Origin of the sequence: Paraburkholderia sp. SIMBA_027, assembly GCF_046535315.1 — a bacterium.
GTDB lineage: Bacteria > Pseudomonadota > Gammaproteobacteria > Burkholderiales > Burkholderiaceae > Paraburkholderia > Paraburkholderia tropica.
Genome location: NZ_JAWRWY010000008.1, coordinates 69,829 through 90,452, shown reverse-complemented (window position 1 = coordinate 90,452; position 20,624 = coordinate 69,829). Strand labels below are relative to the sequence as shown.

General features: G+C 66.3%; 20 protein-coding genes. 8 read left to right on the top strand and 12 right to left on the bottom strand.

Features of this window, described 5'->3' with window-relative positions; translation table 11 throughout:
• Positions 1-48: 48 nt before the first annotated feature.
• From fabF to SB764_RS16660, 8 genes are all read right to left on the bottom strand, one after another.
• Positions 49-1,290 (bottom strand): beta-ketoacyl-ACP synthase II, encoded by a 1,242-nt coding sequence (fabF, locus tag SB764_RS16695; protein ID WP_065061309.1) that lies wholly within the window; start codon positions 1,288-1,290, stop codon positions 49-51.
• A gap of 180 nt (positions 1,291-1,470) precedes the next feature.
• Entirely contained in the window at positions 1,471-1,710 is a 240-nt protein-coding gene (acpP, locus tag SB764_RS16690) for an acyl carrier protein (protein ID WP_004197638.1), read from the bottom strand.
• 169 nt (positions 1,711-1,879) lie between these two features.
• A complete protein-coding gene (gene fabG / locus SB764_RS16685; RefSeq protein ID WP_065061308.1) occupies positions 1,880-2,629 on the bottom strand; it encodes a 3-oxoacyl-ACP reductase FabG in 750 nt (249 codons plus the stop codon).
• Between the two features lie 46 nt (positions 2,630-2,675).
• Positions 2,676-3,614: an ACP S-malonyltransferase gene (fabD, locus tag SB764_RS16680; protein WP_074983837.1), complete on the bottom strand. Its 939-nt coding sequence runs from the start codon at positions 3,612-3,614 to the stop codon at positions 2,676-2,678.
• Positions 3,615-3,729: 115 nt separating this feature from the next.
• Positions 3,730-4,719, bottom strand: a complete 990-nt coding sequence (locus SB764_RS16675; RefSeq protein WP_065061306.1) for a beta-ketoacyl-ACP synthase III — start codon at positions 4,717-4,719, stop codon at positions 3,730-3,732.
• A complete protein-coding gene (gene plsX, locus SB764_RS16670; RefSeq protein WP_237181277.1) occupies positions 4,719-5,882 on the bottom strand; it encodes a phosphate acyltransferase PlsX in 1,164 nt (387 codons plus the stop codon). The genes SB764_RS16675 and plsX overlap by 1 nt, the downstream gene beginning before the upstream one ends.
• Before the next feature lie 146 nt (positions 5,883-6,028).
• A complete protein-coding gene (gene rpmF / locus SB764_RS16665) occupies positions 6,029-6,208 on the bottom strand; it encodes a 50S ribosomal protein L32 (RefSeq protein WP_018441573.1) in 180 nt (59 codons plus the stop codon).
• Positions 6,209-6,341: 133 nt separating this feature from the next.
• Positions 6,342-7,001, bottom strand: coding sequence for a DUF177 domain-containing protein (locus tag SB764_RS16660; RefSeq protein ID WP_065061305.1), 660 nt, complete (start codon positions 6,999-7,001; stop codon positions 6,342-6,344).
• Positions 7,002-7,378: 377 nt separating this feature from the next.
• Here SB764_RS16660 and SB764_RS16655 point away from each other — a divergent pair, with 377 nt between their 5' ends.
• Entirely contained in the window at positions 7,379-8,029 is a 651-nt protein-coding gene (locus tag SB764_RS16655; protein ID WP_110328329.1) for a Maf-like protein, read from the top strand.
• Complete coding sequence (locus SB764_RS16650; protein WP_065061303.1) at positions 8,026-8,763, top strand: SAM-dependent methyltransferase; 738 nt, start codon at positions 8,026-8,028, stop codon at positions 8,761-8,763. Before SB764_RS16655 ends, SB764_RS16650 begins: the two co-directional genes overlap by 4 nt.
• A 90-nt stretch (positions 8,764-8,853) precedes the next feature.
• Here SB764_RS16650 and SB764_RS16645 read toward each other — a convergent pair whose 3' ends face one another.
• The 4 genes from SB764_RS16645 to SB764_RS16630 all read right to left on the bottom strand — a co-directional run bounded on the left by SB764_RS16645 (position 8,854) and on the right by SB764_RS16630 (position 12,069).
• Positions 8,854-9,861: a S49 family peptidase gene (locus SB764_RS16645; RefSeq protein WP_065061302.1), complete on the bottom strand. Its 1,008-nt coding sequence runs from the start codon at positions 9,859-9,861 to the stop codon at positions 8,854-8,856.
• A gap of 25 nt (positions 9,862-9,886) precedes the next feature.
• Positions 9,887-10,291, bottom strand: coding sequence for a Rieske (2Fe-2S) protein (locus SB764_RS16640; protein WP_065061301.1), 405 nt, complete (start codon positions 10,289-10,291; stop codon positions 9,887-9,889).
• Positions 10,288-10,947: an HAD-IIIA family hydrolase gene (locus tag SB764_RS16635; protein ID WP_074983843.1), complete on the bottom strand. Its 660-nt coding sequence runs from the start codon at positions 10,945-10,947 to the stop codon at positions 10,288-10,290. Before SB764_RS16635 ends, SB764_RS16640 begins: the two co-directional genes overlap by 4 nt.
• 90 nt (positions 10,948-11,037) lie before the next feature.
• Positions 11,038-12,069, bottom strand: a complete 1,032-nt coding sequence (locus SB764_RS16630; RefSeq protein ID WP_074983844.1) for an RluA family pseudouridine synthase — start codon at positions 12,067-12,069, stop codon at positions 11,038-11,040.
• Between the two features lie 854 nt (positions 12,070-12,923).
• Here SB764_RS16630 and SB764_RS16625 point away from each other — a divergent pair.
• The 6 genes from SB764_RS16625 to SB764_RS16600 all read left to right on the top strand — a co-directional run bounded on the left by SB764_RS16625 (position 12,924) and on the right by SB764_RS16600 (position 20,545).
• Positions 12,924-16,295 (top strand): Rne/Rng family ribonuclease, encoded by a 3,372-nt coding sequence (locus tag SB764_RS16625; protein ID WP_410864109.1) that lies wholly within the window; start codon positions 12,924-12,926, stop codon positions 16,293-16,295.
• 230 nt (positions 16,296-16,525) lie between these two features.
• Entirely contained in the window at positions 16,526-17,638 is a 1,113-nt protein-coding gene (gene moaA, locus SB764_RS16620; protein ID WP_410864107.1) for a GTP 3',8-cyclase MoaA, read from the top strand.
• Between the two features lie 7 nt (positions 17,639-17,645).
• Entirely contained in the window at positions 17,646-18,293 is a 648-nt protein-coding gene (mobA, locus tag SB764_RS16615; RefSeq protein ID WP_410864105.1) for a molybdenum cofactor guanylyltransferase MobA, read from the top strand.
• A gap of 107 nt (positions 18,294-18,400) precedes the next feature.
• Positions 18,401-19,723 carry a gephyrin-like molybdotransferase Glp gene (gene glp, locus SB764_RS16610; RefSeq protein ID WP_410864103.1) on the top strand — a complete coding sequence of 441 codons (1,323 nt, stop codon included), beginning with the start codon at positions 18,401-18,403 and terminating at the stop codon, positions 19,721-19,723.
• Positions 19,724-19,787: 64 nt separating this feature from the next.
• Positions 19,788-20,063, top strand: coding sequence for a hypothetical protein (locus SB764_RS16605; RefSeq protein ID WP_065061294.1), 276 nt, complete (start codon positions 19,788-19,790; stop codon positions 20,061-20,063).
• The gene (locus SB764_RS16600) at positions 20,063-20,545 is read left to right on the top strand and encodes a GNAT family N-acetyltransferase (protein WP_410864101.1); all 483 of its coding nucleotides are present in this window, start codon (positions 20,063-20,065) and stop codon (positions 20,543-20,545) included. Before SB764_RS16605 ends, SB764_RS16600 begins: the two co-directional genes overlap by 1 nt.
• Positions 20,546-20,624: the final 79 nt, after the last annotated feature.

Below are 20,624 nucleotides of genomic sequence, written 5' to 3'. Positions count from 1 at the left end.
TCATATGAGTCTCAGCCGGGGCTGGCTCAAAGGTGTATCAGGCGCCGGTCAGACGTGGCGCTTGAACACCAGCGTGCCGTTCGTGCCGCCGAACCCGAACGAGTTCTTCAGCGCGACGTCGATCTTCATGTCCCGCGCGGTGTTCGCGCAGTAGTCCAGGTCGCAGGCAGGATCCTGGTTGAAGATGTTGATCGTCGGCGGCGAGATCTGGTTGTGCACGGCGAGCACCGTGAACACCGACTCGAGACCGCCCGCGCCGCCCAGCAAGTGGCCGGTCATCGACTTCGTCGAGTTCACGACGATGTTCTTCGCGTGGTCGCCGAATGCGCGCTTGATCGCGGTGGTTTCCGCGAGGTCGCCGAGCGGCGTCGAGGTGCCGTGAGCGCTGAGCCAGTTCACTTCGTTGGCGTTCACACCCGCGTTCTTCATCGCCGCCAGCATGCAGCGGCGTGCGCCGTCGCCGTCTTCCAGCGGAGCGGTCATGTGATAAGCATCACCGCTCATGCCGTAGCCGCCGATTTCCGCGTAGATCTTCGCGCCGCGTGCCTTCGCATGTTCGTACTCTTCGAGCACCATCACGCCGGCGCCTTCGCCCAGCACGAAACCGTCGCGGTCCTTGTCCCACGGACGGCTGGCCGTCGCCGGATCGTCGTTGCGCTGCGAAAGCGCACGCGCCGCCGCGAAACCGCCGATACCGAGCGGCGAAACGGTCGATTCCGCGCCGCCCGCGATCATCACGTCGCAGTCGCCGTATTCGATCAGACGCGATGCTTCGCCGATGCAGTGCAGACCGGTCGTGCAGGCCGTCACCATCGCGAGGTTCGGGCCCTTCAGGCCGAACTTGATCGACAGATGGCCGGAGATCATGTTGATGATCGAGGCCGGCACGAAGAACGGCGAAATGCGGCGCGGGCCGCGGTTGAGCAATTCGGTTTGCGTGACTTCGATCATCGGCAGACCGCCGATACCCGAACCGACGTTCACGCCAATGCGCTCCGCGTTCGCTTCGGTGACTTCGAGGCCACTGTCCTTGAGCGCCTGCATGCCCGCAGCGATGCCGAAATGGATGAACGTATCCATATGGCGCGCTTCTTTCGCCGGCATGTAGTCTTCGACGTTGAAGTCCTTCACCTCGCCGGCAAAGCGGGTCGAGAAGTTCGTTGCGTCGAACTTCGTGATGTTGGCGATGCCGGACTTCCCGGCGACCAGATTGGCCCAGCCGTCGGCAACATTATTGCCAACAGGCGAAATCAGCCCCAGGCCTGTAACAACAACTCGACGGCGGCTCACGGTAACCCCTTTTCCATAGATGACAAAAACAAAAGCCACAGAGGCCACAGGAAATGCTCCTGTGAGCCCTGTGGCTAGTTGACCGGCAGATGCCCCGCAACGAGTGCGGCGGGCGTACGCGGTTTCACGGGCGTGCGTCCTCGCGGACCGGGCGCGCCCGGTCCGGAAACGAAAAGCGCCTTAGGCCTTGACGTTCGCGCGAGCGTAGTCGATCGCTTGCTGAACCGTCGTGATCTTCTCGGCTTCCTCATCCGGGATTTCCATGCCGAATTCGTCTTCGAGGGCCATCACGAGCTCGACGGTGTCGAGCGAGTCGGCGCCCAGATCGTTCACGAACGAAGCTTCGTTCTTGATTTCAGCTTCGGCGACGCCCAGTTGCTCGGCGACGATCTTCTTGACGCGCTGTTCGATGTTGTCCATTACCCCTCCAAGGGAAAAAAGTTAGCTCATGAATGCGAGTGCGCGCATTTTATCAGGTTTGACCTGGCAGAAAAGCGGCGCTCAAGGTTCCGGGAACGGCTATCCGCGACGGTGTCCGAACGGGTGATCTCGCCGGACGCATCAAGGCGCGGATAGTACCTGAATCCGGTTAAGACATATACATGCCGCCGTTGACGTGCAGCGTCGTGCCCGTCACGTAGCCCGCCTGCGGCGACGCCAGGAAAACGACCGCGTGCGCGATGTCTTCCGGGCTGCCCAGACGGCCCAGCGGAATCTGCTGCTTGAGCGCGGCTTGCTGCTCGGCCGGCAGATCCTTGGTCATGTCAGTATCGATGAAGCCCGGCGCCACGCAGTTGACCGTGATGCCGCGGCTGCCGATTTCGCGCGCGAGCGCACGGGTCATGCCCGCGACGCCGGCCTTGGCCGCCGCGTAGTTGGCCTGACCCGGGTTGCCCGACGAGCCGACCACCGACGTGATATTGATGATACGGCCCGTGCGCGCCTTCATCATCGGGCGCAGCACGGCGCGCGAGAGGCGGAACACGGCCTTCAGGTTCGTGTCGATCACCGAATCCCACTCGTCGTCTTTCATGCGCATCGCGAGGTTGTCCTGCGTGATGCCTGCATTGTTGACGAGGATCGCGAGACCGCCAAATTCCTTCACGGTGGCGTCGATGAGCGCTTCGGCCGCAGCCTGGTCGTTGACGTTGAGCACCGCGCCGCGGCCCTTCAGGCCCGCTTCCGCGAATGCCGCCGTGATCGCCTGCGCGCCGCTTTCGCTGGTCGCCGTGCCGATCACCGTCGCGCCCTGGCGCGCCAGTTCGAGCGCAATCGCCCGGCCGATGCCGCGCGAGGCGCCGGTCACGATTGCGGCCTGATTGTCGAGAGTCTTTTCCATCGTTCGAATCCGTTACTGATTGCGTTGAGTCGCCCGGTCAGGCGGATCAGCCCTTGACGAGCGCGAGCGTTTCTTCGAGCGACTTCGGATCGGCCACCGAGGCGCCGACCAGTTCGCCGTCGATCCGCTTCGTGAGGCCCGCGAGCACCTTGCCCGGACCGCATTCGATCACGTGCGTGGCGCCCTGCGCGCCGATCGCCTTGACGCATTCGACCCAGCGCACCGGACCGGCGGCCTGACGCACCAGCGCGTCGCGGATCTTCGCCGGATCGGTTTCGAAAGCCACGTCGATGTTGTTCACCACCGGAATCAGCGGCGCGTTCAGCGTGACGCTCGCGAGGTAGTCGCGCAGCTGGTCCGAAGCGGGCTTGAGCAGCGACGAGTGAAACGGCGCCGACACCGGCAGCGACAGCGCGCGCTTGGCGCCCTTCGCCTTGGCGATTTCGCAGGCCTTTTCGACTGCGGCCTTGTGGCCCGCGATCACGACTTGCGCCGGCGCGTTGAAATTCACGGCTTCGACCACGCCGCCGCTCGCGGCTGCGGCTTCGGTGCAAACGGCGCGCACGGTGTCGTCGTCGAGACCGAGCACGGCGGCCATGCCGCCCTCGCCCACCGGCACGGCGTTTTGCATCGCCTGCGCGCGAAAGCGCACGAGCGGCACAGCGTCGCGGAACGCCAGCACGCCGGCGGCGACGAGCGCCGTGTATTCGCCAAGGCTGTGGCCCGCGACGATCGCCGGCGCCGGGCCGCCCGCCTGTTGCCACGCGCGATAGACGGCGTAGGCGGCGGTGAGCATGACCGGCTGCGTGTTGGTGGTGAGGTTGAGTTCTTCTGCCGGGCCTTCGGCAATCAGCTTGCCGATGTCCTGGTTGAGCGCGTCGGAGGCTTCCTGCAGCGTTTCGCGCACGACGGCGCTATCGGCGAAGGCGTCGAGCATGCCGACGGCCTGCGAACCTTGACCCGGAAAAACGAATGCGAATTTCATGAGATCCTCAAAATTCGGTCAAAACGGAGAGGCGATGCGCTCGGATGTACCGCGACGGACCGCACGCGTGGTGCGTGCGGCCGGGTGCGGGAGCGCGAAAGCCCACTCGCGAAAGTCAGAAGCGGATGACGGAGGCGCCCCAGGTGAAGCCGCCGCCCACCCCTTCGATCAGCACGTTCTGGCCGCGCTTGATGCGGCCGTCGCGCACCGCGACGTCGAACGCGAGCGGAATGGACGCCGCCGAAGTATTGCCGTGTTCGCCCACGGTCACGACCATGCGTTCGGCAGGCAGGCCGAGCTTGCGGCAGGTGCCCTGCATGATGCGGATATTGGCCTGGTGCGGAATCAGCCAGTCGATCTGATCGGCGCGCAGTTGCGCCTTGTCGAGCGCTTCGATCGCGACCTTTTCGAGCACGTTGACGGCGAGCTTGAACACCGCCTGGCCGTCCATGTGCAGGAACGCGTTGCCCGCGATCACGCCGCCGTTCACGTTGCCCGGCGTGCACAGGATGTGCGCGTAGCTGCCGTCGGCGTGCAGCGCGCTCGCGAGCACGCCCGGTTCGTTCGAAGCCTGCATCACGATCGCGCCCGCGCCGTCGCCGAACAGCACGCAGGTCGTGCGGTCGTTGAAGTCGAGAATGCGCGAGAAGGTTTCCGCGCCGACCACGAGGGCCGTGCGGTGCTGGCCGCTGCGGATCAGGCTGTCGGCCACCGAAACGGCGTACGCGAAGCCCGAGCAGACGGCCTGCACGTCGAACGCCGCGCCGTGATTGCGGATGCCGAGCTTGTTCTGCAGCAGGCAGGCGGTACTCGGAAACACGAAATCGGGCGTCGAGGTCGCGACGATGATGAGGTCGATACTTTGCGGATCGACGTCGGCCGCGGCGATGGCGCGCTGCGAAGCGGCCAGCGCGAGATCGCTGGTGGTGACGTCGGGAGCGGCGAAGTGTCGGGCGTGAATGCCGGTGCGGGCGACGATCCACTCGTCGCTCGTCTCGACGCCTTTGGCGGCGAGGCGCTCGGCCAGTTCCTGGTTGGTGACGCGCTCAGGCGGAAGGTAGCTGCCCGTGCCGAGCACGCGGGAATAAAGAGTCGATTGAGCCATTATGCCTTCGAGGATGATGCGGCGGGCGGAACTCCACCCGCGGCCAGACCGGAATCACCTGCCGACGAACCCGCCGACGGGCCTTCCGGGGCCCCTGCCACGCCGTCGTTCTGCCCGCCCGCTGCCGTTCCGGCAGCACCAGCGGCCTGTTCGAACGAACCGGCGTTTTCTTCCATGGCGTGCGCGAGGCGCTCCAGCACGCCATTTTTGACGGCATCATACCCGCGTTTGATCGCCTGCTCAAACGCGTAGGTATCGGCGGAACCGTGGCTTTTGATGACGAGGCTCTTCAAGCCCAGCAAGGCGGCGCCGTTGTACTGGCGGTGATCGACGCGCTTTTTGAAGCGCATGAGCACCGGCAGCGCGGCGATCGCCATGAGCTTCGTGAGCCACGAGCGGCCGAACTCTTCCTTGATCATGTCGTTGAGCATCTGCGCGAGGCCCTCCGACGTTTTGAGCGCGACATTACCAACGAAACCGTCACAGACGATGACGTCGACGGTGCCCTTGTAAATGTCGTTGCCCTCCACATTGCCGCGGAAGTTCAGCGTGCTCGCGCGCAGCAGTTCGCCGGCGCGCTTGATGGTCTCGTTGCCCTTGATGACCTCTTCGCCGATGTTCAGGAGCCCGATGGTCGGACGGTCCTTCCCTTCGAGCGCGGCCACGAGCGCGTGACCCATTTCGGCGAACTGCAGCAGATGCTGCGGCTCGCAGTCGACGTTCGCGCCAAGGTCGAGCATCATCGTGTAACCGCGCGGATTGGGCAGCGCGAAGGCGATGGCCGGACGTTCGATGCCGGGCAGCGTCTTGAGCACGTAGCGAGACACGGCCATCAGCGCGCCGGTATTGCCAGCCGAGACACAAGCCTGCGCCTCGCCCTCTTTCACGCGATTGAGCGCGACGCGCATCGACGAGTCTTTCTTCTTGCGAAGCGCGACTTCGACCGGATCGTCCATTTCGACGACCTCGGTGGCGGGAACGACGGAAAGCGCAGGGAGGTCCAGCGCCTTCAGCTTCTTGAGCTGGGCGCGGATCGCCGTCTCGAGACCGACGAGCTGCAGATGCACATCGGGATGCGAGCGGACGAAATGGACAGCGGCGGGCACCGTCACGGACGGGCCGTGGTCGCCTCCCATGCAATCTATCGTGAGCGTAACAGTCATGGAATGCGACGGATTTTCGGGCATAAAAAAGCGGCAGTTGAATGCCGCCTTTTTATGCCGTGCCGAGAAAATGTCAAGCGAACGGAATCGCCATGTGCGGCGCAACATGCAGCCCGTGAGGACCGCAGCGCCGCACGCTGGAACGATTAGTCGTTCTTGGTCTTGACGACTTTCTTGCCGCGGTAGTAGCCGTTCGGGCTGATGTGGTGACGCAGATGCACTTCACCCGTGCTCGGCTCGACAGCCAGCGGCGCGCCCGTGAGGAAATCGTGCGAGCGGTGCATGCCGCGCTTCGACGGCGACTTCTTGTTTTGTTGAACTGCCATGATGAAACTCCTGAAAATTTTCCGAATTCTAACACAGCCCGATCCGGCCGCCGCCACCCTGGGGGATGGCCGGACTCCGGGACTGGGCCCACGAATTTAACTGCGCAATACTGCACGCCACCGGCGGCTCAGCTCAATGCTTGCTGCCGGGACCGTCCTTCTTGAGCGATTCGAGCGCCGCAAACGGGTTGACGCGCTCTTCCGTCTCGATTTCCTGCTCCGGCACGTCGTCGACGGAGTCCACACCGTCCGCGCCGTCGGCACCCGAGGCGAGACTTTCGTGAATTTCCGGACAGACTTCGTGCTTCGGCACGAGCGGCAGCGAGAGCAACAACTCCTCTTCGATCAAGTCGACGAGATCGAACTGGCGTGAGCCTACGATCACTTCGACTTCATCGTCGTCGAGCGGGAACTCGTCCGCCTCCTCTTCCGTCTGGACGATACGGAAGATCGCATCTGCATCGAATGCCTGCTCATAGGGAGCGAGGCAACGCTGGCACGTGAGCCACCCACTGCCGTGGACCGCGAGCCGCAGATAAGGTTGCGGCCCTTCAGTGCCGTCGTCCTGCAATTCCTGCTGCGTGAAGCCGGCGGCTTGCCACGTGAACGCGCTGTCGCGATCGGGCGCCTCGGCCGGGACTTCGTTGAGCATGCGCGGGAGCTGCGACAGGCGCACCACGCCTGCAGCTTCGCGACCGCTACGCGCGAATTCGAAGATATCGAGGTCGCGCGGATTGAGCGCGCCGCTCTTGCTCGATTCCGCGCCGGCAGGCTTACCAGATTGTTCGGTCATGTGCGCTCTCCTGCTTCAGACATGCGACCTGCAAGCGATGCAAAGAAGCAGACGCTGCCGGCCTGCGTATTTCAATTTCAAATATTCTTGTGTTCGGTACAGCCCTAAGGGCTTTGGCGCTCATTTGGCGCTCAATCTGCTACTGCGCCGCTACTGATTTGCGCCCCACGGAAAGGCCCACACGCGGACGTATAGATTAGAGCGTACCGATGAAAAGCCCAAAATCATAACGCCTTTATCTTTGTGAGTCAAACAGTTAGGCTCACGTCCGCAAGCCTCTGTGCGGCCAGCGTTTTTCGACGGCGAGCGGTCATCCGCCCCTCGTTTTTCAGCCGCCCCGCGCAAGCCGCCACTCTTTTTGATACCGACGACCGATCATGCAGCCACCTATCTCGCCCGCGCCGCAGACGGGCCGCCCCTCGGGCCGCCCCGCGCTGATCCTCGCCTCCAGCTCGCGCTACCGCCGCGAGCTGCTCGAACGCCTGCGCATTCCGTTCGACACCGCCGTGCCCAATCTGGACGAAACGCCGCAGCCCGGCGAAACGCCCCAAGCGACCGCGCTGCGCCTCGCCGAAGCCAAGGCGCGCGCCGTGGCCGCCGCCCTGCCCGCGATCACGGGCCGCGCGCTCGTGATCGGCTCCGACCAGGTGGCGACCTTCGACGGTAGCCAGATCGGCAAGCCCGGCACGCATGAGCGCGCACTCGACCAGCTGCGCAGCATGCGCGGCCGCGAAGTGTTGTTCCATAGTGCGCTCAGTCTGCTCGATACCGCTACTGGCCAAACGGATAGCGTCGATATCGTGACGAAGGTGCGCTTTCGCGACCTGCCGGACGCCGCGCTCGACGCCTATCTGCGCGCCGAACAGCCCTACGACTGCGCAGGCAGCGCCAAATCCGAAGGCCTCGGCATCGCGCTGCTCGAAGCCATCGAATCCGACGACCCTACCGCCCTGATCGGCCTGCCGCTCATCGCGCTCACGCGCATGCTGCTGGCCGCGGGCTATCCGCTGCTGGAGACCCAGGCATGACCGCGCAAGGCACCTCGAAAGGCACGCTGTATTTGATCCCCAACACGCTCGGCGACGGCGACGAAGCCGCGCTCGCCTACGTGCTGCCCGCGCCCGTGCGCGAGCGCGCCGGCACGCTCGCGAGCTACATCGGCGAAAACGCCAAGAGCACGCGCGCGTTCCTGAAGCGCGTCGGCACCACGCGACCGATCCAGGAGATCGAGATCCGCGAACTGAACGTGAACACGCCCGCGGGCGAAGTCGACAAGCTGCTCGCGCCGCTGCTGAAAGGCATCGACACGGGGCTCGTGTCCGAAGCGGGCGTGCCCGCCGTGGCCGATCCGGGCGCGCTGCTGGTGCGCCGCGCGCACGAGCGCGGCATCAAGGTCGTGCCGCTGGTCGGCCCGAGCTCGATCCTGCTCGCGCTGATGGCGTCCGGGCTGAACGGCCAGAGCTTCGCGTTCCACGGCTATCTGCCGGTGGACGCCAACGAGCGCATCAAGAAGCTGCGCGAACTCGAACAGACCTCGCGCAAGGCGAAGCAGACGCAGATCTTCATCGAGACGCCCTATCGCAACAAGACGCTGCTCGACGCACTGGTCGCGACCTGCGCGCCCTCGACGCTCGTGTGCGTGGCCGCCGACCTCACGCTGCCGACCGAGACGATCCTGAGCCGCACGATCTCCGACTGGAAAAAGCCGCCGACGCCCGATCTGCACAAGCGTCCCGCGATCTTTCTGATGCTGGCGAACTGATCCGGGTGCGTCATCGCGTCATAGCGCCCCAAAAGAAAACGGCCGCTGCGCAATCGCCAGCGGCCGTTTTTTGCGAACTGCGCCGAGCGCTTAACGCAAGGACATCTTCGCGCCCGAAATCAGCGACTGCATCGCCGACGAACCGACGCTCGCGCCAAAGCGCTTCGCCACGCGGTCGGAAATGCTCTGCTTGACCGTGTAGTCGACCACGTCGGGCGCCTTGATGACCTCGCGCGCCACGTAGTCGGTGTCGCCATAACCGTCCGCGAGACCGAGTTCCACGCTCTTCTGGCCGGTCCAGAACAGGCCCGAGAAGATGTCCGGCGTGTCTTTCAGACGCGAACCGCGCCCTGCCTTCACGGCGTCGATGAACTGCTGGTGGATCTGGTCGAGCATCGCTTGCGCGTGCGCGTCCATCTTCGGCGTATCCGGCGAGAACGGATCGAAAAAGCCCTTGTTCTCGCCCGAAGTACGCAGACGGCGCTCGACGCCGAGCTTGTCCATCAGGCCCGTGAAGCCGAAGCCGTCCATCAGCACGCCGATCGAGCCGACGATACTCGCCTTGTTCACGTAAATCTTGTCAGCGGCCGCCGCGACGTAATAGCCGCCCGATGCGCACATGTCGCCGACCACCACGTAAAGCGGAATAGCCGGATATTTGGCGCGCAAACGGTGGATTTCGTCGTTGATGATGCCCGCCTGCACGGGCGAGCCGCCCGGGCTGTCGATGTGCAGGATCACGCCGGCCGTGCCGTCGTCGTCAAAGGCGCTGTCGAGCGCATTGTTGATATCTTCGGCGTTCGCGGCGGTATCGGACGAGATCTCGCCGTCCAGCGAAACGAGCGCGGTGTGCTTGCCGCCGCCCTCCACGCGCGCGCCCGAGAAGTCGAGCAGTGCCCAGGCGATCAGCAGGAAGACCGCCAGAAACGCGAAGCGGAAGAAGATTTTCCAGCGCCGCGCCGCGCGCTGCTCCACGATCGCGGCCATGGCGATGCGTTCGAGCGCGTCACGCTCCCAGCCGGTCTTGGCGGCTTCGGATTTGCCGGAGTGCATCGGGCGCTCCGGCTCGTTCTGATCAGGGGTCGGATTATCTGACATGCGTGCGGTGAGAATCAGCGAAGGATCACAAAGGGGTCGGACTCAGGTCGGCGTCCGGCAGCCAGAATACCGCACGGCCTTCGGGCGTGTCGCGTTCCTCGACGCGAACCGGGCGCAGCCGCCCGCCGCGGCACGGCCCGCCGACGCACTTGCCCGTCTCGGGTTCGTAGATCGCGCCGTGCGTGGCGCACATCAGATAGAGCCCCGACGACTCGAAAAACTGCCCTTCGACCCAGTCCAGCTCCATCGGCACGTGCGCGCAGCGGTTCAGGTAGCCGTAGACCTCGCCGCCGAAGCGCACGAAGAACACGACGGCCGGACCGCCCGCGTAGGTCGCGTCGAGGCGCTTGCCGGCGCCGCCGTCGGCGAGTTCACCGGCCGCGCACACGCGTACCGCCGCGAGCCCCGCCTCGTTCTCAGGCAGGCTCATGCGTGCTCCCGCAGCCACGTCGCAAGCGCCGGAACGTCGGCGGCGATGTATTGGGGCGCGAGCGCTTCGAGCGAGGTCGACGCGTGCGCGCCATACGCCACGCCCACGCCCGCCGCGCCGGCGTTGGCCGCCATCTGCAGGTCGTGCGTGGTGTCGCCGATCATGACCGTGCGACCGAGATCCTGCCCCAGTTCGCGCGTCAGTTCCTGAAGCATGGCCGGATGCGGCTTCGAGAACGTTTCGTCGGCGCAGCGCGTGCCGTCGAACAGGCTCGTGAGGCGCGCCTCGGCGAGCGCGCGGTTCAGGCCCACGCGGCTCTTGCCGGTGGCCACCGCGAGCAGATAGCCGGTGTCGCGCAGTTCCGTGAGCATCTCGCGCACGCCCGCGAACAGCTCCGTCTCCTGATCCTTGAGCAGATAGTGCACGCGATACCGCTCCACGAGGCGCGGATAGTCGGCGGGCGCCAGCGTGGGCGCGGCGATCTGCAACGCTTCGCGCAGGCCGAGGCCGATCACGTAGCTGGCCGCCTCGTCGCCGGGCACAGGCAAGCCGAGGTCGCGGCAGGCCGCCTGGATGCTGCGCGTAATGTGGGCCGTCGAATCCATCAACGTGCCGTCCCAGTCGAACACAATCAGGTCAAATTGCTGTCGAGCCATACGGTCCTTCTCCAAACACTGTTGTTTTTTCGTCCGGCTTGTTCTCCGGCTTCGTTCCGCTTCCGGGTGGCGCGGCTTCGCGCCCCCGCGTCATTCCGGCTGCGCGGCGGCCTGGCTCTCGCCGTCCGCGCCTTCGCGCTGCGCGCGCAGTCCGTCGACGAAACTGCGCAGCTCCGGCGGCAGCGGCGCTTCGAACTGCAACGTCTCGCCCGTGATCGGATGCGCGAGCTTGAGCCGGTGCGCATGCAGGAACATGCGCTTGAGGCCCGGCTTCGCGCCGGTGCGCGCCAGCGCCTTGTTGAGCGCGAAGTCGCCGTACTTGGCGTCGCCGAGGATCGGCAGGCCCAGATGCGCAAGGTGCACGCGGATCTGATGCGTGCGACCGGTCTTCAGTTCCGCCTCGAGCAGCGCGTAGTGCGGCCAGCGCTCGACCAGATTGAAAACCGTGTGCGACGGCATGCCGTCGGCCTGCACGCGCACGCGGCGCTCGCCTTCCGGGGTCAGATATTTATGCAGCGGCTCCTTGACCGCGCGGCGGCGGCCCCAGTCGCTCGCCCAGTCGCCGTGGACGCAGGCGTAGTAACGCTTGTCGGTCTTGTTGTCGCGCATCTGCTCGTGCAGGCCGACCAGCGCCGCGCGCTTCTTGGCCAGCATCAGCACGCCGGACGTTTCGCGGTCGAGCCGGTGCACGAGTTCGAGGAATTTGCTGTGCGGGCGCGCCTCGCGCAACTGTTCGATCACGCCGAACGCCACGCCGCTGCCGCCGTGCACGGCGACGCCCGCCGGCTTGTCGATGACGAGCATGGCGTCGTCCTCGAACAGGATCGGGAACTGGCCGGGCGGCACGGGCGCCGACGCCTGCGCCGGTTTTTCGGCGATGCGGATCGGCGGCACCCGCACGAGGTCGCCGAGTTCGAGCCGGTACTGCGCATCGACCCGGCCCTTATTCACGCGCACTTCCCCGCTGCGCAAAATGCGATAGATGTGGCTTTTCGGCACGCCTTTGCAGACGCGCAAAAGAAAATTATCGATCCGCTGACCCGCGGCGCCATCGTCGATTTCGACGATCGAAACCTGGTCGGCTGCGACCTGATTCTGGGATGTTTTGCCTAACCCTTTCATTCTGAATATAATTTGCCCAGCGCTGACGCGACGGTAGGCCAAACGGCCTAAAAGTTCCAGAACCATCCGATGGATACCCAAGGAGGTTCGACCGGACCTGAACCGCGCTGCACGCGCAGGCAGCAAGCGATAAACGGTTATTTTACTTGCGCCCGGGGCGGGTTGCTCACCCCGAAAGAAGAGATGCAACGAGTTGCACGCACGGAAATCCGCACGGCAGGGACGGCGCCCACAGGCACGTTCGGTCGGCGCGGCCTCCGACGGTAACGGAACATTGGTATAAAGAATTCATCCGTGGCGCGGCGCCGCGTGGTCGAAGTGACCGCGACGCCACGCCACGGTGGCGAAAATACGGCGAGCGCCCGAAGCGTCCCGGCAATGTGCGGGACATGGCGACGTCAAAGGTGGCGAGACACCCCGAGGGGGAAGACGGGCGTTCCTGAAGGCTTCCCATACGCGGTCCTGCTTTGATATCCAGGCCGCGAAGCTGATCCAGCCGCAAGCGCGCGCGGTTCGCCGCTGCGGTTTGTCTTCTGTTGCGATCGTGCAAGGCGCAGTATGCCGCCGCCGCGCGCAGCAGTCGGATCGGAAGCGCAGGAAATCCGTGCCGTCGCACTTCCACGGCATGTCTGGCCGCTTGTTGAAGACGTATTTCGCATGTGCCCACGCGGCCCGTCCATGGCAACACAACGCCGGACCGGGCCCACACAAGGCAATTCTCCCCCCCAACGTTCCTGCTCCAGCGTGCTTGTGACAACACAATAAGGCGCGGCTTGCCGCTGCCGGCTTGCGTTCTGCCCGTCGAAGCGTCGGGCGCCCGCAGGCCGCGCGCAAAGCCGCACTGGAGCCGTTCAATGAAACGCATGCTGTTTAATGCGACACAGCAGGAAGAACTGCGTGTCGCCATCGTCGATGGACAGAAGCTCATCGACATCGACATCGAAACCGCCGGGCGCGAACAGCGCAAAGGCAACATCTACAAGGGCATCGTGACCCGCATCGAGCCCTCGCTCGAAGCGTGTTTCGTGAACTACGGCGAAGACCGCCACGGCTTCCTGCCGTTCAAGGAAGTCGCCCGCCAGTACTTCCGCGAAGGCGTGGACATGCGCGGTGCGCGCATCCAGGACGCCCTCAAGGAAGGCCAGGAACTGATCGTCCAGGTCGAGAAGGAAGAGCGCGGCAACAAGGGCGCGGCCCTGACCACGTTCATCTCGCTCGCCGGCCGCTATCTGGTCCTCATGCCGAACAACCCGCGCGGCGGCGGCGTCTCGCGCCGCATCGAGGGCGACGACCGTCAGGAACTGCGCGAAACCATGGCGCAGCTGCAACTGCCGGAAGGCATGAGCATCATCGCGCGCACGGCCGGCATCGGCCGCTCCGCCGAAGAACTCCAGTGGGACCTGAACTACCTGCTGCAACTGTGGCGCGCCATCGAAGCGGCGTCGCAGGCGGGCACGACCGGTCAGCCCATGCTGATCTATCTGGAATCGAGCCTCGTGATCCGCGCGATCCGCGACTACTTCCAGCCCGACATCGGCGAAATCCTCATCGACACCACGGAAATCTATGACCAGGCGCGCGCCTTCATGGATATCGTGATGCCGGACAATGTCAGCAAGGTGAAGCGGTATCACGACGACGTGCCGCTTTTCTCGCGCTTCCAGATCGAACACCAGATCGAAACGGCGTACTCGCGCACGGTGCCGCTGCCCTCGGGCGGCGCGATCGTGATCGACCACACCGAAGCGCTGGTCGCCATCGACGTGAACTCGGCCCGCGCCACCAAAGGCGCCGACATCGAGGAAACCGCCGCGCGCACCAACCTCGAAGCCGCCGACGAAGTCGCGCGCCAGCTGCGTCTGCGCGATCTGGGCGGCCTGATCGTGATCGACTTCATCGACATGGAGTCGGCCAAGAGCCAGCGTGAAGTCGAGCAGCGCCTGAAAGACGCGCTGCGCCACGACCGCGCACGCGTGCAGATGGGCAAGATCTCGCGCTTCGGCCTGATGGAGCTGTCGCGCCAGCGTCTGCGCCCGGCCCTCTCGGAAGGCAGCCACGTCACCTGCCCGCGCTGTAACGGCACGGGTCATATCCGCGATACGGAATCGTCGGCGCTTCAGGTCCTGCGCATCATCCAGGAAGAAGCGATGAAGGAAAACACTGCGGCGATCCACTGCCAGGTGCCGGTCGAAGTGACCGCCTTCCTGCTGAACGAAAAACGTTCGGAAATCAACAAGATCGAGTCGCGCTTCAAGGTCGGCGTCGTGCTGATCCCGAACAAGCACCTCGAAACGCCGCACTACAAGCTCGAGCGTCTGCGTCACGACGATACGCGTCTGGACGACCCGCGCGCCTCGTGGAAGCTGGCCGAGGAAGCGGCTCGCGAGCTCGAATCGGAAACCGGCTACAGCAAGCGCAACGCCGAAGCCAAGCCGAAGCAGGAAGCCGCGGTCAAGGGCATCACGCCGGATCGTCCGGCGCCGTCCGCGCCCGTGAAGACGGTGGAAGCCATTCCGGCGACCGCGCCCGTTGCGGCCGCACCGGCCGGCGGCGGTTTCTTCGGCTTCATCAAGCGCCTGTTCGGCGGCGCACCGGCTGCGGCTCCCGCACCGGCGCCGGTCCAGACGCAGGAAAAGGCCGCACGTCCGGCACGCGAAGGCCGTCCTGAGCGTGGCGACAAGGCCGCTTCGGGCGATCGCAACCGTAACCGCCGCACCGGTGGCCGCGACGCAGCAGGCCGTGGCGAAGGCACGCGCGGCGGTCAACCGTCGGGCCGTCGCGAGGAACGCGAACCGCGCGAAGGCCGCGAACAACGCGAAGGCCGCGAGCCGCGTGAGGCACGCGAAGCCCGTGAGCCGCGTGAACAACGCGAGCCGCGCGAGGCACGCGAAGCCCGTGGCAATCGTGAACCGCGCGAGCCGCGTGAAGCACGCGAACCGCGCGAGGCACGTGAGCCGCGCGAACAACGTGAGCCGCGCGAGCAACGCGAACCGCGTGAAGCCCGTGGCGAGCGCATCGAACGCGTCGAACGTGGTCAGGACCGCAGCGAATCCGGCGAAACGCCGGCACGCGGCGAGCGCCGTGAACGCGGCGAGCGTGGCGAACGCCGCCGCTCGCAGCAGAACGAAGCCGCCGAGGCGCAGGAAGCCCGTCTCGACGCCGCAGGTGCAGGCGCTGACAGCGAAACCGCAGAAGCCGCTCAAGCCGCACTCACCGACGGCGTGAGCCAGTCGGGTGCCGACGAAGATGGCGCATCGCCGCAAGGTGAAGAGCGCCGCCGCCGTCGTCGCGGCCGCCGTGGCGGTCGTCGCGAGCGTGATGCGGATGGCTCGGTAGCGAACGAAGGCGCGTCGGAAGACGGCGCATCGGGCGAAGAAGGCGTTGATGCAGGTTTCGACGCTCCGGTCGCCGAGCAGGCTGCCGTCGAGTCGATCAAGACGGAAACGACGGTGCAGACCGTGACGACGGAAGCGTCGGTCGTGACCGCCCTGCCGGTCGCCGCTGCGGCTGTCGCTGCTGTCGAAGCTGTCGAAACGAAGGCCGTGGAAGCCGCACAGGAAGCGCCGCAAGCCGCTCCCGCGCCGGTTGAAACCGTCGCACCGGCAGCCGTGGAAACGACCGCACCGGTCGCGCCCGCAGCGCCTGTCGAGCACGTCGCTCCCGTTGCTCCGATCGCTCCGGTCGCCGTCGAACCCGCAGCACCGGTCGCGCCGGTTGAAGCGCCGGCTCCGGTCGTCGTGGCCGCTCCGGCAGAAACGCCGGTTCAGGCACCGGCCGTCGCCGCCGAGGTCCCGGCACCGCGTGAAGACCGCGTCGAAGCGCCGACGTCCGAGGAAGTTGCGCCGGCTGCGGCCGTTGCACAGCCCGAACCGGTCGAAACGCGCGTCGCGCCGGTCGAAGCCGCACCGGCAGCCGTGACGCCGGTTCAGGCCCCCGTCGAAGCGCCGGTTCAGGCCGCGCCGGTCGAAACCGCGCCGGTCGCCGAGCCCGTTGCTCAGCGTCCGGTTCAGGTGACGACGGCCAGCGCCGCCGCGACCGGATCGCTCGACACGATGCTGGCCAGCGCCGGCCTCGTCTGGGTGAACACCGACGCCGACAAGCTGCGCGCCTCGCAAGACGCCGCCGCGCAAGTGACCAAGCCCGCGCGCGCGCCGCGCGAGCGCAAGGCGCTGCCGCCGGTCGACAGCACGCCGATGCAGCAAGTGGAAACCGGCCGCCAGCAGTAAGGCGGCGAGCAGCGCCAGGCGGATCGCACGAGTTTCTCGCGAGATCCGCCCGGCCTGCTCGACACTCCTCACACTCCTCTCTGCACGGCTATCGCAGTGCAGCAAAAAGCCCGCCACATATCGGCGGGCTTTTTTTTGATATATCAGCGTTCTCCCTCGTCCATGCGCAAAGTGCGCTTCGGCTAAAATCGAACTATCGCGAGTGCGAAATCAGCGAGTTCGAAACCAACATGTCCCGACGCATCATCCCCGTAGCCGACGCCCGATCGCTGCCGCCCCGGCTGGCAGCGGACGCCGTGCGCGCGCCGACGGGCGAGGTGGTCGACGCGCTGGCGCGGCCGCTGCGCGACCTGCGCATCTCGGTGACGGACCGCTGCAACTTCCGCTGCGTCTACTGCATGCCGCGCGCGGTGTTCGACAAGGACTACCCGTTCCTGCCGCACTCGGCCCTGCTCACGCTCGAGGAAATCGAACGCCTGGCGCGGCTATTCGTCGCGCAGGGCGTCACCAAGATTCGTCTCACGGGCGGCGAGCCGCTGCTGCGCAAGAACATCGAATTCCTGATCGAGCGGCTCGCGGCGCTGCGCACGGTCGACGGCACGCCGCTCGACCTCACGCTCACGACCAACGGCTCGCTGCTGGCCCGCAAGGCGCGCGCGCTGCGCGACGCGGGTCTCACGCGTGTGACCGTGAGTCTCGACGCGCTCGACGACACCCTGTTTCGCCGCATGAACGACGCCGATTTCTCGGTCGCCGACGTGCTGGGCGGCATCGAGGCCGCGCAGGCCGTCGGGCTCGCGCCGATCAAAGTGAACATGGTCGTCAAGCGCGGCACCAACGACAGCGAAATCGTCCCGCTCGCGCGCCACTTCCGCGGCTCGGGCGTGACGCTGCGCTTCATCGAATACATGGACGTCGGCGCCACGAACGGCTGGAACATGGCCGAAGTGCTGCCGTCCGCCGACGTGGTCGCGCGCATTGCCGAACACTTCCCGCTCGTGCCGCTCGACGCGCACAGCGTCGCCGAAACCGCCCAGCGCTGGGGTTACGCCGACGGCGCGGGCGAGATCGGCACGATTTCCAGCGTCACGCGCGCGTTCTGCGGCGACTGCACGCGCGCGCGCCTCTCGACCGAAGGCAAGCTGTACCTGTGCCTGTTCGCGTCGATGGGCTACGACCTGCGCGCCTTGTTGCGCAGCGACGCGAGCGATATCGGCATTGCCGCGGCGATCGCCCAGGTCTGGCGGCAGCGCGGCGACCGCTACTCGCAACTGCGCGGCAGCGCCGACGCCCCCGCACCCAGCGAAGAACGCCGCATTGAAATGTCCTACATCGGCGGCTGAGCCGCGCATGAACGCTCCCCTTCCCGTTTCGTCGATCACCGGCCTCGTGCTCGCGGGCGGCCGCGGCCAGCGCATGGGCGGCGCCGACAAAGGCCTGCAGATGCTGCACGGCCAGCCGCTCGCCGCGCACGTGCTCGCGCGCCTCGCGCCGCAGGTCGGCACGCTCATGATCAGCGCCAATCGCAACCGCGATACTTACGCCGAACTGGGCGCGCCGTGGCAGGCACGCGTGATCGCCGATACGCTCGCCGATTTTCCGGGTCCGCTCGCGGGTTTGCTCGCGGGACTGCGCGCCGTGTCGCAAAACGCGGTGGACACTGAAGCCACGACCGAATGGCTGCTGAGCGCGCCGTGCGATTCGCCGTGGCTGCCCGCCGACCTCGCCGTGCGTCTCGCCGATGCCGCGCGTGCGCAAGGCGTGCCGATCGCCACCGCGACCACGACCGACGCCGCGGGCGAAGTCTCGCTGCATCCCGTCTTCGCGCTCGTGCACATCTCGCTCGCCGACGACCTCGCGGCCTTTCTGGAGGCGGGCGAGCGCAAGGTGCGTGCGTGGTACGCGCGCCACAGGGCGGCCGAAGTCGCCTTTGCCGACGAGCGTGCGTTTTACAATATCAATTCCTTTCAGGAACTCGCCGACCTCGACCGTGCCTGACGTGCGCAACCGGACATCCGCCGCGCGCCGCCAGCCGCCGGCCCACCTGGCCCGCCTCCCAGGACGATCGCCGCACCCATTGTGCGGATGCGACGCTTCTCCACTCGATGACCACGCTTAACACTTTCTCCGGTAGCGCCGCGAGCCTCAGCCAGTTCGATCCTCAAGCCTTGCCCGTCAGCGCCGCTCAAGCCATCGTGCTGCAGTGGGTGACGCCGCTGGCCGGGAGCGAACGCGTGCCGCTGCGCGAAGCGCTCGCGCGCGTGCTGGCCGTGGACGTGGTCTCGCCGATCGACGTGCCCGCGCACGACAATTCGGCGATGGACGGTTACGCGTTCGACGGCGCGGCGCTCGCGGAGTCCGCACAAGACGGCGCGCTCACACTGACGATCGCCGGCAAGGCGTTCGCGGGCCATCCCTACCTGGGCGACGTGGCGCGCGGCGCATGCGTGCGCATCATGACCGGCGCGCCGATGCCCGCCGGCTGCGACACCGTCGTGCCACAAGAACGCGTGCAGTTCGATCAGTCCGGCGAATCCGCGTCGATCCGCTTCAGCGTGCGCGACAGCGCACCCGGCGCGAACCGCCGCCGCCGGGGCGAGGACCTCGCGCGTGGCGGCGTGGCGCTGCGCGCGGGCCGCGATCTGCGCGCCTCCGACATCGGCTTGCTCGCCTCGCTGGGTCTCGTCGAAGTCGAAGTGAAACGACGCCTGCGCGTGGCCTTCTTTTCGACCGGCGACGAACTGCGCTCGCCCGGCGAGCCGCTCGATGCCGGCTGCATCTACGACAGCAACCGCTACACGCTCGGCGCGATGCTGCGCCGCCTGAATGTCGAGGCCATCGATCTCGGCATGGTGCGCGACGAGCCCGACGCACTCGCCGCCACGCTCAAACAGGCCGCCGCGAGCGCCGACGTCGTGCTCACCTCGGGCGGCGTCTCGGTCGGCGAAGCCGATTTCACGCGCACCCAACTGCAAACGCTCGGCGACGTCACGTTCTGGGGCCTCGCCATGCGCCCCGGCCGCCCGCTCGCGTTCGGCCGCATCTGGTCCGGCGGCCATCCGGGCGCGGGTCGCCCGGCGCTGCTGTTCGGCCTGCCCGGCAACCCGGTCGCGACCATGGTCAGCTTCTACCAGATCGTGCGCCCCGCCCTGATCGCCATGTCGGGCGCGACGCCGCAGCCCGTGCCGCTGATTCCCGCGCGCTGCGAAGCGCCGATCAAAAAGCGCGCCGGCCGCACCGAATTCCAGCGCGGCGTCGCCGAACGCGACGCGCGCGGCCAGTGGCGCGTGACGCCCACCGGCTCGCAAAGCTCCGGCGCGCTCAGCACGATGAGCGAAGCCAACTGCTTCATCGTGCTCGCGCACGAATCCGCCGATCTCGACGCCGGCGACGCCGTCGACGTCATGCTCTTTGACGGGCTCGTCTAGCGCGCGCGCCCCACTCCAGCCATCCTGTACACGCTACGTCCATTCGACCTACGGACCGACTTCCATGAAAAAACAGATCTCGTTCATCGCCGCGGGGCAAACCGCCAAAGCGCTCATCCTCGTCTACCTCACGTTCAGCGTGCCGATCGTGCTGCTCGTCGCGGTGGTCGCCTTCTTCCGCTACGGCACCTTCGAACTCGGCACCGTGTTCAGCGCGCTGATCCTCAATGCGATCGTCGGCTTCGTGCTGCTGTGGATCGCCTGCCATCTCTACAACTGGGTGGCTTCGCGCTTCGGCGGCATCGAGATCCATCTCTCCGACGTACCCGAGGAAGCGTAATGGCGGCCACGATCCGCGCGGCCACGGCCAGCGACGTGAGCGACATGCACGCGCTCATGTACCAGCTCGCGGAATTCGAGAAGCTCACGCACCTGTTCACCGGCACGCCGGAACTGCTGGCCGACGCGCTGTTCGGCGCACATCCGGCCGCCGAAGCCCTGGTCGCCGACGACGCCGGCAAGATCGTCGGCTACGCGCTGTTCTTCCACAACTATTCGACGTTTCTGGGGCGCCGCGGTCTCTATCTCGAAGACCTCTATATCGAGCCGACGCAGCGCGGCACGGGTCTGGGCACCGCGATGCTGCGCAAGCTTGCGGCCATCGCCGTGGAGCGCCAGTGCGCGCGCTTCGAGTGGAGCGTGCTCGACTGGAACGAGCCGGCCATCCGCTTCTACGAGAAGATGGGCGCGACGGTCTTCCCCGACTGGCGCGTGGTGCGCGTGACGGGCGACGCGCTCGACAAGCTCGCCGTGCCGGGCTAAAGCACGCGTCTCACGACGCAAGTCACATGAAAAAACGGGCCGTCCGCAACGCTGCGGACGGCCCGTTTTTTCATAGGGG

Excerpts from the sequence above, each read along its gene's own strand:
- acpP (WP_004197638.1), bottom strand. The coding sequence starts at position 1,710 with ATGGACAACATCGAACAGCGCGTCAAGAAGATCGTCGCCGAGCAACTG.
- fabG (WP_065061308.1), bottom strand. The coding sequence starts at position 2,629 with ATGGAAAAGACTCTCGACAATCAGGCCGCAATCGTGACCGGCGCCTCG.
- fabD (WP_074983837.1), bottom strand. The coding sequence starts at position 3,614 with ATGAAATTCGCATTCGTTTTTCCGGGTCAAGGTTCGCAGGCCGTCGGC.
- SB764_RS16675 (WP_065061306.1), bottom strand. The coding sequence starts at position 4,719 with ATGGCTCAATCGACTCTTTATTCCCGCGTGCTCGGCACGGGCAGCTAC.
- plsX (WP_237181277.1), bottom strand. The coding sequence starts at position 5,882 with ATGACTGTTACGCTCACGATAGATTGCATGGGAGGCGACCACGGCCCG.
- rpmF (WP_018441573.1), bottom strand. The coding sequence starts at position 6,208 with ATGGCAGTTCAACAAAACAAGAAGTCGCCGTCGAAGCGCGGCATGCAC.
- SB764_RS16660 (WP_065061305.1), bottom strand. The coding sequence starts at position 7,001 with ATGACCGAACAATCTGGTAAGCCTGCCGGCGCGGAATCGAGCAAGAGC.
- SB764_RS16655 (WP_110328329.1), top strand. The coding sequence starts at position 7,379 with ATGCAGCCACCTATCTCGCCCGCGCCGCAGACGGGCCGCCCCTCGGGC.
- SB764_RS16650 (WP_065061303.1), top strand. The coding sequence starts at position 8,026 with ATGACCGCGCAAGGCACCTCGAAAGGCACGCTGTATTTGATCCCCAAC.
- SB764_RS16645 (WP_065061302.1), bottom strand. The coding sequence starts at position 9,861 with ATGTCAGATAATCCGACCCCTGATCAGAACGAGCCGGAGCGCCCGATG.
- SB764_RS16640 (WP_065061301.1), bottom strand. The coding sequence starts at position 10,291 with ATGAGCCTGCCTGAGAACGAGGCGGGGCTCGCGGCGGTACGCGTGTGC.
- SB764_RS16635 (WP_074983843.1), bottom strand. The coding sequence starts at position 10,947 with ATGGCTCGACAGCAATTTGACCTGATTGTGTTCGACTGGGACGGCACG.
- SB764_RS16630 (WP_074983844.1), bottom strand. The coding sequence starts at position 12,069 with ATGAAAGGGTTAGGCAAAACATCCCAGAATCAGGTCGCAGCCGACCAG.
- SB764_RS16625 (WP_410864109.1), top strand. The coding sequence starts at position 12,924 with ATGAAACGCATGCTGTTTAATGCGACACAGCAGGAAGAACTGCGTGTC.
- moaA (WP_410864107.1), top strand. The coding sequence starts at position 16,526 with ATGTCCCGACGCATCATCCCCGTAGCCGACGCCCGATCGCTGCCGCCC.
- mobA (WP_410864105.1), top strand. The coding sequence starts at position 17,646 with ATGAACGCTCCCCTTCCCGTTTCGTCGATCACCGGCCTCGTGCTCGCG.
- glp (WP_410864103.1), top strand. The coding sequence starts at position 18,401 with ATGACCACGCTTAACACTTTCTCCGGTAGCGCCGCGAGCCTCAGCCAG.
- SB764_RS16605 (WP_065061294.1), top strand. The coding sequence starts at position 19,788 with ATGAAAAAACAGATCTCGTTCATCGCCGCGGGGCAAACCGCCAAAGCG.
- SB764_RS16600 (WP_410864101.1), top strand. The coding sequence starts at position 20,063 with ATGGCGGCCACGATCCGCGCGGCCACGGCCAGCGACGTGAGCGACATG.